This window comes from Streptomyces sp. NBC_01460 (genome assembly GCF_036227405.1).
GTDB lineage: Bacteria > Actinomycetota > Actinomycetes > Streptomycetales > Streptomycetaceae > Streptomyces.
Window position 1 is genome coordinate 7,721,233 of the sequence record NZ_CP109473.1, and the last position, 11,858, is coordinate 7,733,090.

The 11,858-nt window shown below is 73.3% G+C and carries 10 protein-coding genes; all 10 read left to right on the forward strand.

Annotated features, from left to right (window positions below):
- Positions 1 to 14: 14 nt before the first annotated feature.
- From OG488_RS34535 to OG488_RS34580, 10 genes are read left to right on the forward strand one after another with little or no spacing between them, the layout of a single operon-like run.
- Positions 15 to 1,271: an ATP-grasp domain-containing protein gene (locus tag OG488_RS34535; protein ID WP_329236445.1), complete on the forward strand. Its 1,257-nt coding sequence runs from the start codon at positions 15 to 17 to the stop codon at positions 1,269 to 1,271.
- Entirely contained in the window at positions 1,268 to 2,188 is a 921-nt protein-coding gene (locus OG488_RS34540) for a Rossmann-like domain-containing protein (protein WP_329236447.1), read from the forward strand. The genes OG488_RS34535 and OG488_RS34540 overlap by 4 nt, the downstream gene beginning before the upstream one ends.
- Positions 2,185 to 3,270 (forward strand): PLP-dependent cysteine synthase family protein, encoded by a 1,086-nt coding sequence (locus OG488_RS34545; RefSeq protein ID WP_329236449.1) that lies wholly within the window; start codon positions 2,185 to 2,187, stop codon positions 3,268 to 3,270. Before OG488_RS34540 ends, OG488_RS34545 begins: the two co-directional genes overlap by 4 nt.
- Positions 3,267 to 4,448, forward strand: coding sequence for an enolase C-terminal domain-like protein (locus OG488_RS34550; RefSeq protein ID WP_329236451.1), 1,182 nt, complete (start codon positions 3,267 to 3,269; stop codon positions 4,446 to 4,448). The genes OG488_RS34545 and OG488_RS34550 overlap by 4 nt, the downstream gene beginning before the upstream one ends.
- Complete coding sequence (locus OG488_RS34555; RefSeq protein ID WP_329236453.1) at positions 4,445 to 5,716, forward strand: MFS transporter; 1,272 nt, start codon at positions 4,445 to 4,447, stop codon at positions 5,714 to 5,716. The genes OG488_RS34550 and OG488_RS34555 overlap by 4 nt, the downstream gene beginning before the upstream one ends.
- Positions 5,713 to 6,624, forward strand: a complete 912-nt coding sequence (locus tag OG488_RS34560) for a class I SAM-dependent DNA methyltransferase (RefSeq protein WP_329236455.1) — start codon at positions 5,713 to 5,715, stop codon at positions 6,622 to 6,624. The genes OG488_RS34555 and OG488_RS34560 overlap by 4 nt, the downstream gene beginning before the upstream one ends.
- Before the next feature lie 43 nt (positions 6,625 to 6,667).
- On the forward strand, positions 6,668 to 8,287 hold the full coding sequence (locus tag OG488_RS34565) for an ABC transporter substrate-binding protein (protein WP_329236457.1): 1,620 nt from the start codon (positions 6,668 to 6,670) through the stop codon (positions 8,285 to 8,287).
- A complete protein-coding gene (locus OG488_RS34570; protein WP_329236459.1) occupies positions 8,284 to 9,237 on the forward strand; it encodes an ABC transporter permease in 954 nt (317 codons plus the stop codon). The genes OG488_RS34565 and OG488_RS34570 overlap by 4 nt, the downstream gene beginning before the upstream one ends.
- The gene (locus tag OG488_RS34575; RefSeq protein WP_329236462.1) at positions 9,234 to 10,055 is read left to right on the forward strand and encodes an ABC transporter permease; all 822 of its coding nucleotides are present in this window, start codon (positions 9,234 to 9,236) and stop codon (positions 10,053 to 10,055) included. The genes OG488_RS34570 and OG488_RS34575 overlap by 4 nt, the downstream gene beginning before the upstream one ends.
- Entirely contained in the window at positions 10,052 to 11,635 is a 1,584-nt protein-coding gene (locus tag OG488_RS34580; protein ID WP_443074255.1) for an ABC transporter ATP-binding protein, read from the forward strand. Before OG488_RS34575 ends, OG488_RS34580 begins: the two co-directional genes overlap by 4 nt.
- Positions 11,636 to 11,858 lie beyond the last annotated feature (223 nt).

Below are 11,858 nucleotides of genomic sequence, written 5' to 3' on the forward strand. Positions count from 1 at the left end.
ACAAAGGGGAACTCGTGGCTCATCTGCTGGTGGTCGAGAGCTGGGTCGGATCGATGAGCAGACTGCTGCCGCGGGCTCTGAGGGAGGGAGGGCACCACTTCACCTTCCTCACCCGCGACCTGCACCACTACCTCCGGTCCGCGCCGGAGGGCACAGGGCACCCGTTGCTCACCGCACGTAATGTCGTCACCGCGCCCACCAATGAGGTGGAGGCACTGCTTCCGCAGGTCGAGCGACTGCACGACGCACTGCGCTTCGACGGAGTGGTCACGTCCTGTGACTACTACCTGCCGACGGCCGCCCGGATCGCCGGCCGGCTGGGCCTGCCGGGCCCCTCGGCCGAAGCCATGGAGAACGCCTGCCGCAAGGACGCCACCCGACGCGTCCTCGCCGCCGCCGGTGTCCCCGGCCCCCGCTTCGCGGTGTGTGCCGACGGGGCGGAGGCCGCGGCGGCCGCCCATGGCATCGGCTATCCCCTGGTGGTCAAGCCGGTGGACCTCTGCGCGGGTATGTTCGTCCGCCGGGTCGACGACCCGGAGCAGCTGGCCGAGGCCTGCGGGGCGCTGGCCGACTTCCCGCGCAACGCGAGGGGGCAGCGGCGTGCGCCCCACATCCTGCTCGAGGAGTTCCTCCACGGCCCGGAGGTGAGCGTCGAGACCGTGACCTGCCGCGGTGTCGCCCACGTCGTCGGGTTGACGGACAAGAGCATCGGCGGGGCCCCGGCCTTCGTCGAGACCGGCCACATGTTCCCGGCCGCCCTGTCCCCTGACGACAGTGACGCCGCGACCGTCACCGCGCTGCGCGCGGGGGCGGCGCTCGGCCTGGACGACGTCGTGGCGCACACCGAGATCAAGCTGACGGCCGACGGCCCCCGGGTCGTGGAGGTCAATCCCCGCCCCGCGGGCAATCGCATCACCGAACTGGTCCGCCATGTCACCGGCATCGACCTCGCCGCCGCCTGCGTCGACGTGGCGCTGGGCCGCGAGCCCGACCTCAGGCGGCGCGACACCGGGCTCCGCAGCGCGGCCATCGGATTCCTCGTCCCCGACGGCACGGGCACGCTCGCGTCCGTGGAGGGCGCTGACGGGCTGAGGGACGCCGACGGTGTCCTGGAGGTCCAGCTCGCCGAGGCGGGCCGCACGGTGGAGGCGGCCGACAGCAACAACGCGTATCTGGGGCACGTCATGGCGGGCGACACGACCGGGCTCGGCGCCAGGGACCGCGTCGCATCGCTGCTCGTGGGAGTGCGACCGCTGCTGGTGCGCTCATGACGACGGCCTCGCGCACCCACGCCTCCTTCGACGGCCTCCTCGAACAGGCCCTCCACGGCGAGCTCGGCCCGGATCCCCGGGCCGGTCGAATCTCCGTGGCCTTCACGACGGTCCAGGCCGCACGGCACGACGGACGGCAGGGCGGATACCGCAACGAGGTCCTCAGCCTCCGCCTCGGCCACGCCGTCGGCTCGTGCGCGGTCGAACCGGGCTCGCTCCCCGACGGCACCGTGGAGGAGTGCGCCGGAGCGGAGGTGGACGCGCTCCTCGCCCACCCGCTGCTGCCGGTCCGGGTCGCCGCTCTGGACGCCTATCTGATGGACGTCTCCCCGCACACCCCGACCCACGGGGCACAGCCGGTGAGCATCCCCGCCGGGAGCTCGCTCGAACGGTCGCAGGCGCGGGCCGCGGCGGTCGTGGATCTGCTGGATGTGGGCCCCGGCTGCACCGTCCTGGTCGTCGGTGTCGTCAACTCCCTCATCTCCGCACTACGTTCGCGCTCCCTCGCCGTGATCCCCTGCGACCTCAAGGCCGGCACCACCGAGTGGGGGGAGCCCATCCGCACGGACGCGCTCGCGGAGATCGGCGGCTGCGACGCCGTGCTGGCCTCCGGAATGACACTCGGAAACGGCACCTTCGACCCGCTGCGCCGGAGCGCCCTGGACCACGGGAAACCGCTGGTCATGTTCGCCCAGACCGGGAGCGCGGTCCTGCCCCGCTTCCTGGGCGCCGGAGTGGCCGCGGTCTGCGCGGAGCCGTACCCGTTCTTCTGGCTCGACGGCGGGCCGGGCACCGTTCATCGCTACCGCTCGGCCGACAGCGGGCCGGGCGCTACGGTCCACCGCTTCCGCGCATCCGACGGCGAGCCCGGCGCGACGGTCCACCGCTCCCGCACATCCGACGGAGGTACCTCGTGATCACGGCCTCACCGCCCGCCCTCGCTCCCAACCGCGAGCTCCTGGCACTCCTGGGCCGCACCCCGCTGGCCAGGATCACCGCCGGACTGCCCCTGCCCCACCCGGGGTTCTGGGCCAAGCTGGAAGGGCACGCCGTCGGCGGCATGAAGGCGCGGGCCGCCGTCTCCATGCTCCTGGGCGCCGAGGAGCGAGGCGAACTGCTGCCCGGCGCACCGGTGGTGGAGTCGACCTCCGGCACGCTCGGCATAGGTCTCGCCTTCGCCGGACAGGCCCTCGGGCATCCCGTCGTGCTGGTCGGGGACAGCGAACTCGAACCCTCCATGCGGCAGTTGCTGCGCTCGTACGGTGCGCACCTCGAACTCGTGGACCGCCCCGCCCCACGCGGCGGGTGGCAGGGCGCCCGGCTGGAGCGGCTCCACGACCTGCTCGCCCGGATGCCCGGAGCCTACTGGCCCGACCAGTACAACAACCCCGACAACACGACGGGTTACGCCTCGCTGGCGGCCGAACTGGCCACCCAGCTCGACCATCTGGACATCCTCGTCTGCAGTGTCGGCACCGGGGGACACAGTGCCGGGATCGCCGCACCGCTGCGCAGGCACTGGCCACGGCTGCGTCTCATCGCCGTCGACTCCACCGGATCCACCATCTTCGGACAGCAGGCCGCGCCCCGGCTCATGCGTGGTCTCGGCAGCAGCATCCATCCGCGGAACGTGGCCTACGACGCCTTCGACGAGGTCCACTGGATCGGCCCGGCCGAAGCCGCCGACGCCTGTCGGCGCCTCGCCCGGGGCAATTTCGTCAGCGGCGGCTGGAGCACCGGCGCCGTCGCGCGGGTCGCCGCCTGGGCCGCCCGCACCCACCCGGGGGCCGCTGTGGCCACTGTCTTCCCCGACGGGCCCCACCGCTATCTCGGCACCGTCTACGACGACGACTTCATGACCGCCCACCACCTGGACCCCGGCCTCGCGGCCGGGCACCCCGTCGACGTTTCGCACCCGCGCGCCCCGTACACCGGGGGATGGGCCAGGTGCACCACCGTCACCGATCCGCTGGCGGACAGTTCGGAGAGGCAGCCGTGAGACTCACCCAGCACACCGTGCGACTCGTACTCGCCGAGCCGCTGCGCATCTCGCGATCGGTCATGACCGCCCGCGACGCCGTCGTCCTCAGCGTGGAACACGAAGGACTCACCGGTCACGGGGAGGCCGTCAGCAGCGTCTTCCACAAGCTCGACACCCCCACCCTCCAACGCCTCGCCGTCCGGGCAGGGGAGTGGCTCACCCGCTTCGCCGGACCGGAGACCGCGCTGCACGCCCTGCGCGTCGGCGAACTCACCGCACCCGGCACCCCGGCCGCGATGACCGCCGCCGTGGAGGCCGCGCTCCTCGACCTGGTCGGCAAGCGCACGGCCACCGCCGTCCACCGCTTCCTCGGGTCCCCCGTGGCGCCGAGGACCGCCACCGCCCGCACCATCTCCCTCATCTCCCCGGGCCGGGCGGCGGCGCAGGCCCGCGAGCTGGCCGATGCGGGGTTCTCCGTCATCAAGATCAAGGCGGGTGCGCCTGACCACGACGCGGACCTGGACCGGGTCCGAGCCGTCCGCGCCGCTGCCCCGGCCGCCCGTCTCCTCCTCGATCCCAACGGCGCCTGGTCAGCCGGACAGGCCCGCACCCTTCTGCCCCTCTTCGCCGAACTCGGCGTCGAGGCCGTGGAGCAGCCCCTGGCCCCCGGCGACCCGGAGGCCCTCGCACGGCTGGCCGCACGCTCGCCCCTGCCCGTCATCGCGGACGAGGACGCCGTGACCTACGAGGACACGCGGCGGCTCGCCGGACGCGTCCACGGGATCAACGTCAAACTCGCCAAATGCGGCGGCGTCCACGCCGCTCTCCGTATCGCCGCCCTGATCGAGGGCAGTGGCACGGACCTGATGCTCGGCTGCCTGACCGCCAGCACCCTCGGCATCGCCCCTGCGGTCCACATCGCCGACCGCGCCCGCTGGACCGACCTCGACGGGCATCTCCTGCTCGCCCACGATCCGTGGACCGGCATCGGGGGCGGCGACGGACACGTCGCGGCCACCGGCCGGCCGGGACTCGGCGTACGCCCCCGGACCGAAGCGGGAGCCGAAACCGGAGCGGGAGCCGAAACCGGAGCGGGAGGCGAAACCGGAGTCGACGCCGAAACCGGAGCAGAGACCGGAGCCGGAGCCGGAGCCGGAGAAGACGCCCGAGCCGCAGTCCGGAGCGCCGCCTCATGAGGACCTGGCGCGAGATCCGTGCGTTCCCCTTCCCCATACGCCTGTTGATGGTCAATCAGCTGGGCGTCAACACCGGCTTCTACCTGCTCATTCCCTACCTTGCCACCCACCTCGGTGACGACCTCGGCATGTCGGCGGCCGTCGTCGGCATCGTCCTCGGCGTACGCAACCTGAGTCAGCAGGGCCTCTTCCTCATAGGCGGATCCGCAGCCGACCGGCTCGGCGCCCGAGGCGTCATCATCACCGGCTGCGCGATACGCACCCTCGGGTTCGCCCTCTTCGCGCTCGGTGACGGACTTCCCGTCCTCCTGGCCGCCTCCGTCCTCAGCGGCGTGGCCGGTGCCCTGTTCAATCCCGCCGTCCGCACCTATCTCGCCCAGGAGGCGGGGGAGCGCAGGGCGGAGGCCTTCGCCCTCTTCAACGTCTTCGCGACCACCGGCGCCCTCGTAGGACCTCTCCTCGGCAGTGCCCTGCTGCTCGTCGACTTCCGGGCCTCCGCGCTCACCGCCGCCGGGATCTTTGCCGTGCTCACCGTCGCCCAGGCCCTCGTGCTCCCCGCCCGGGACGTGCCGCCGGCCACGGGCAGCGTCACCGCCGACTGGCGCGAAGCCCTCGGAAACCGTGCCTTCCTCGCCTTCGCCCTGGCCATGGTCGGCATGTTCACACTCGAGAACCAGCTCTATCTGCTGCTGCCGGCCGGCGCCCGGCAGGCCACCGGCTGGGACGGCGCCGCAGGGCTCGTCTTCCTCGTGGGGACACTCGCGGGCATCGCCTTCCAGATGCGCATCACCCGCGCGCTGAAGGGGCGGGGCAGCAGAGGGCGCTGGATCGCGGCCGGGCTGGTGTTGATGGGGCTGGGTTTCGTCCCGCCGATGCTCGTCGCGGGCGCGGACTCACCTCCTGACGGCACCCTGGACGCCACCCTGCGCGCCCTGCCCGTCGTGGCCGGAGCCCTCCTGCTCCACCTGGGGGTGATGACGGCGCAGCCCTTCGTCATGGAGCTGATCCCCGGCTTCGGGAGGCAGGCGCTGACGGGCACGTACTTCGGGGTCTTCTACGCGGTCTCCGGCATCGCGGCGGCCCTCGGCAACGCGGCTGTCGGCCTGGCCATGGACGGTGCCCGGAACGGCGGCGGCACCCCGGCCGCCCTGCTGCCCTGGGCCTGCTGTCTGGCCGCCGGGCTCGCCTCGGCGGCGGGAGTGGCCTGGCTGCACCGCAACGGCACCCTCCCCCGGACCCGCCCCGCCTCCGTGGCGGTGACGGCGTGACACACCGGACGGGCAACCTGCTCACCGACCGCCCGGAGTTGTACGAGGCCAGGTTCCCCGATCCCCGGCGCCTCGCCGGGAGCTGGGCGGAAGACCTCCTGCGGCGGTACGGCGCGGGGCCGGAGGTCCTGGACCTCGGCTGCGGCACCGGGCGCGACGCCGCCCGACTCCAGGCCGCCGGACGACGTGTCACGGCCGCCGACCTGTCCGGCACCATGCTCGCCCACGCCCGTGAGCACCACCCGGGACCGGTGTACGTGCAGGCCGATCTCAGCCGGTTCGATTTCGGCCGGTGCGTCTTCGACGCCGTGGTGTGCCTGGACAGTTCGCTGCTGTACTGCCACACGAACGAGCAGCTCGACGGATTCCTGGGATCCTGCCGCCGCACCCTCGTCCCCGGCGGCCTGCTGGTCGCGGAGATGCGCAACGGCGCGTACTTCCTCGGCCGGGACGAGCCTCCGGCCACACCCGCCGTCTCCCGCTTCACCTGGCACGGCACCACGTACCGCTCGACCACCGTCCTGCGCGTCGACCGCGCCGCCCAGCTCCTCCGGCGCACCCGCGTCTGGACCGCCGACGACGGCAGTCCACCCGTCGAGGAGCGGTCGGCGTGGCGGCTGCTCCTGCCCCAGGAACTGCGCCACTTCCTCACCGTCCACGGCTTCGAGGTCCTCGCCCTGTACGACGGCCCGGGGCCGCGCACCGAACCTGCCTGGCGGCCCGGCGCCGAGCCGGGTCACGCGGCGGACGGCGACCGGTTGCACCTGATCGCCAGAAAGCCCCGCACAGAACCCGCCGGAAGTCCCGCCACGGAACCCGCCGGCAGTCCCGCCACAAACCCCGTCAGCAAGCCCGACACGGAATCCGTCAGGGAATCGGCCGAGATCCCGTCGGGAAGCCGGCGGTGACCACCACCGGCCGTCCAGCACGCCCAGCAACAGGAGACCCGTCATGACCGCACCAGCACCAGCATCAGCATCGGCATCGGCCGGCAGAGACGAACGCTTCCCCGGCCTTCGCAGGCGCGGCTTCCTCGCCGCGGCCGGGGGAGCGGCCGGCCTCGGCGCACTGGCACTCGCCGGATGCTCCGGACCCGCCTCCACCGGGACCGCCCCGGGCAAGGGCGACACCACCCCCCGGCGCGGCGGGCGGCTGCGCGCCGCCTTCGCCGGAGGCGGCGCGAGCGAGACCCTCGACCCGCACCTGGGGAACCTCTTCGTGGACGCCGCCCGGAGCAAGGCGCTCTTCGACAAACTCGCCGACTACGGCGCCGATCTGGCCGCGGTGCCCCGTCTCGCCGAGGGATGGGAGCCGAACGCCGGCCTCGACCGCTGGACGGTCACCCTGAGACAGGCGGAGTTCCACGACGGGAAGCCGGTGACGGCCGCCGACGTCCTGTACAGCTACCGCCGCATCGCCGATCCCGCGAAGGCCTACCGGGCGCGGGCGTCCCTGGAACCCATCGACCTGAAGGCGAGCCGCGCCACGGGGACGCGGACCGTCGAGTTCGTGCTCAAGCGGCCCACAGCCGAATTCCCCAATGTCCTCGCCGCCTTCGGCACCTCCATCGTCCAGGCCGGCGCCACCGCCTTCGACCGCGAGCCCATCGGCTCCGGGCCCTTCCGCTTCGTCTCCTTCACCCCCGGACGCTCCACCGTCCTGCGGCGCAACGACACCCACTGGGACGGCGCCCCCCACCTGGACACGCTCGAGTTCGTCGTCGCCAACGAGGAGTCCGCCCGCGTCAACGCCCTCCTCGGCGGTCAGATCGAGTACGCCCACGAGCTCACCCCCGCCACCGGACGTGCCCACGAGAAGACCGGAGCCGTCGAGATCGTCCGGCTGCGCAACAGCGCCATGCAGGCCTTCGCCATGAAGACCGACCGCCCGCCCTTCGACGACCCCCTGGTCCGTCAGGCCTTCTTCCTCATCGCGGACCGTCAGGAGCTGGTGGACGGTGCCCTGTCCGGCGCGGGCGAGACGGGCAACGACCTCTTCGGCAAGGGATACGAGTACTACGCGGACGAACTCCCGCAGCGCGCACAGGACATCGGCCGTGCCCGGAGCCTGCTCCGGCAGGCCGGCGCGGAAGGACTGAAGGTCACACTCGACACCTCAGCCGTCGCCGCGGGCTTCACCGAGGCCGCCGGGATCTTCCGGGACCAGGCGGCACGCGCCGGGGTCACCGTCGACGTACGGATGGGCAGCAAGGACTCGTACTGGAAGGACATCCTCGACTCCGGCACCCTGTGCTGCTACCGGTCCGGCGCCATGCCCATCGAGTCCCACATCTCGCAGCGGCTGCTCACCGACTCCACCACCAACGCCACCCGGTGGCAGGACAGGGCCTTCGACGCGCTCTACCGGCAGGCCCAGTCGACCAAGGACAGGACGGCACGCGCCGCCCTCTACGGGCGCATGCAGCGACAACTCCACACCGAAGGGGGCTTCCTGGTCTGGGGCTTCGGCGACTGGATCCTCGGCACCGCACGCGCCCTGCGGGGTGTGGCCCGCGAGGCCCCCGCCAACACCCTGGACTGGGCGCGCTTCGACAAGGTCTGGCTGGCGTGAACGGACTGCGCTCCTGGATCGCCCGGCGGCTGCTCGTGGGCGCCCTGCAGACCGCGGCCGTCGTGCTGCTGGTCTTCGCGCTCACCGAAGCGCTGCCGGGCGACGCGGCCGTGGCCTTCGCCGGGGACCAGCCCGACCCGCAGCGCATCGCGGCCGTCCGCGAGGCGATGGGGCTCGACCGGCCCGCCCACGAGAGGCTGGCCGACTGGGTGAGGGGACTGCTCCACGGCGACTTCGGCACCTCGCTCACCTCCGGACGACCGGTGGCCGGGTTCCTCGCGGACGGCTTCGCCCCCACCCTGGTCCTCACCGCGGTCACGGTCCTGCTCCTGGTCCCGGCGGGCGTGGGCCTGGGCGTGCTCGCCGCCCGCCACGAAGGACGGTTCACCGACCGGCTGATCAGCTCCGCGACACTCGGCGTCTACGCCGTACCCGAATTCGCCCTCGGAGTACTGCTGGTGAGTGTCTTCGCCCTGCGGCTCGGCTGGTTCCCGCCGACCGCCGTCGGCTACGGCCCCGGCCTGCTCGGGCACCCCGCCGTGCTCGTCCTGCCCGTCCTGGTCCTGCTCGCCCGGCCCGTCTGCTCGCTCGCCCGGCTGGTCAGGGCCGGCATGATCGAGGCGCTCGCCGCCCCGTACACCGCCCACGCCGAGCGGTACGGAATCCCCGGCGCCCGCATCCGTTACGGGCACGCCCTGCCCAACGCACTCGCGCCCGCCACCCAGCAGCTCGCCCGCACCATCGACTGGCTGCTGTGCGGCGTCATCGTCGTGGAGGCCCTCTACGTGATCCCCGGACTCGGCACCGTCCTCATGAACGCGGTGGCCGACCGCGACATCCCGGTCGTCCAGGGACTCGCGGTGGTCTTCGGCCTCGCCACCGTCGTGGTCAACCTCGGCGCCGACCTCGTCACCCACCGGCTGGCACCGCGCTCGGCGGTGGCGGCGTGAAGCGGCTCCGACGGTACGGACTCGGGGCGGTCCTCGTGGTGATCCCGCTCGGTCTGGCCCTCGCCGGACCGTTCCTCGCGGGGGAACCCCCGGCGCGCGCCGCGTCCTTCACCCTCGGCGGCGGACACCTGCTCGGCACCGACTTCGTGGGCCGGGACGTCGTCCAGCAGGTGCTGCTCGGCGGACGGCCCGTGGTGCTCGTCGCGTCGGCGGCCACCGCACTCGCCTACCTCGTCGCCCTGCCGCTCGGGCTGATCAGCGCGCTCACCCACCGGAGGTGGCTGGAGGAGGTGGTGATGCGTCCCCTGGACGTGCTGCTCGCCGTCCCCTCGCTGCTCATGATCCTGCTGGTCGCCGCAGCCTTCCAGCCCGGAGCAGCGGGACTCGCGCTGCTGGTGGCGTTCGTCTCCGTCCCGGACGCCGCCCGTATCGTGCGGGCGGCCGCCGCGGAGGCGGCGTCCCGGCCCGCCGTGGAGGCGCTGCGCATGCAGGGGGAGAGCTGGTGGCGGCTGGCCGTCGGATACGTGGGGCGGTCCATCCTCCGCACCCTGGCCGCCGATGCCGGGATCCGCCTGACCGGGGTGCTCTACCTGGTGGCCACCGCGGCTTTCCTGGGCATCGGTGTCGCCCCGGACGCCGCGGACTGGGCCGTGATGGTGGACCGCAACCGCACCGGACTGCTCATCCAGCCCTGGGCGGTCGTCGTGCCGGCCCTGCTGATCGTGGCCCTGACCATGGGCAGCAATCTGCTCGTCGACGCAGCCATGGAGAACCGCACCCCGAACCGCACCCCGCCCCGGAAGGGCCGTCGCCCATGAATCCGTCCGTGAACCCTCCCATGGAGTCGCCCGTGGACGAGAACCGCGTGATCGCCGCCGTCACCGCGCTGACCGTCGAGGTCGACGGGCGGGCGCTCGTCGACCGGGTCTCCCTCCGGATCCGGCCCGGCACCGTCACCGCCCTGGTCGGCGCGTCCGGCAGCGGCAAGACCACCACCGGCCTCGCCCTGCTCGGCGCATTCCCGGCCGGCGCGCGGGTGACGGGCGACGTGACCGTGCACGGCACCCGTATCGGCTACGTCCCCCAGCACCCCGCGGCGGTCCTCAACCCCGCCCGGCGCACCGGAGCCCTCCTGCACGACATGGCACGACAGCAGGTGCGGGACCTGCCCCGGTCGCGGCGCCGTGCCGCAGCACGGCAGCGCGTCATGGAAGCCCTCGCCGACGCCCAGCTCTCCCGTACCGACGAGGTGCTGAGGCGCTACCCGCACCAGCTGTCCGGCGGCCAGCAGCAGCGTGTCGTCCTGGCGCAGGCGCTGCTCCTCGGCGCCCGTGTCATCGTCGCGGACGAGCCCACCACCGGGCAGGACGCCCTGACCAGGCGTCGTGTCGTCGACCAGCTCGCGGCTGTGGTCCGCCGGGGCATCGCCGTCCTGCTGCTCAGCCACGACCTCGACGTCGTACGCGAACTCGCCGACGAGGTGCTGGTGATGCGGGGCGGCCGCGTGGTCGAGCAGGGCCCGGCCCACCGGATCCTGGACGCCCCCACGCACCCGTGGACCAGGGAATTCCTCGTCGCACCGAGGACCCTTCCGTACGCGGACCCCGAGCGCACCGGCGCCGAGGTGCTGACGGTCAGCGGCCTCACGGCCCGCCACCGGACCGGCGGCGCCCGGGTCCCGGTGCTGAGCGTGGACCGGCTCACCCTCCGCGGCGGCGAGTGCCTCGCCGTAGTCGGACGCTCGGGCAGCGGCAAGACCACCCTCGCCCGCTGCCTCGCCGGACTCCACCGCGACCACGGCGGACAGGTCCTGCTCGACGGCACGGCGCTGCCGCGCAGCCTGCGGGACCGCAGCCGTGGGCAGCTCGCCGCCGTGCAGTACGTCTTCCAGGACGCGCGGGCCGCCTTCGACGAGCACCGGCCCGTCCTCGACCAGGTGGCCCGCACAGCGGTACGCCTGCACGGCGCCGGGCGCCCGGAGGCGGCGGCGGAGGCCCGGCGGGTGCTGACGCACCTCGGACTGGACGAGCGCCTCGTCCGGGGGCTGCCCGGCCGGCTGTCCGGCGGCGAACTCCAGCGCGCGGCCCTCGCCAGGGCACTCCTCGCCCGGCCCCGGGTGCTGATCTGCGACGAGATCACCTCGGGACTCGACCCCGTGACCCGGCGCTCCCTGCTGGACCTGCTCGCCGGACTGATCCGCGGCGGGGACGGGATGGGCGTCGTACTGATCACGCACGACCTGGACACCGCGGCTCCGGCGACCCGCGTGGCCGTGCTGGACGGCGGAGAAGTCGTCGAGGAGGGGCCCAGGGAACAGATCCTGACCGCTCCCCGGCACCCGTTCACCGTCTCGCTGCTCGATGCCTCACAGCGGGGGAGGACCACCGCACGTCCCTGAAGCGGAATCCGGACCACCCGTCCGGACGTACACTCGCCCCATGGGTCATACCGGCGTCATAGGGAAGTGCGCGCGCCAGGCCGCCCCCTGTGCGCCCACGAGCCGCCGCGTCGTCCTTCACGGACACGGCTAGCGGCCTTCAGCGCGGTCGTCCCCACCCGGGGCGACGCCCATCCCACCTCTCCGCCGTCCTTCCGCACGTCACGCGAGCACGGCGGGCACC

Excerpts from the sequence above, each read along its gene's own strand:
- OG488_RS34540 (WP_329236447.1), top strand. The coding sequence starts at position 1,268 with ATGACGACGGCCTCGCGCACCCACGCCTCCTTCGACGGCCTCCTCGAA.
- OG488_RS34565 (WP_329236457.1), top strand. The coding sequence starts at position 6,668 with ATGACCGCACCAGCACCAGCATCAGCATCGGCATCGGCCGGCAGAGAC.
- OG488_RS34580 (WP_443074255.1), top strand. The coding sequence starts at position 10,052 with ATGAATCCGTCCGTGAACCCTCCCATGGAGTCGCCCGTGGACGAGAAC.
- OG488_RS34555 (WP_329236453.1), top strand. The coding sequence starts at position 4,445 with ATGAGGACCTGGCGCGAGATCCGTGCGTTCCCCTTCCCCATACGCCTG.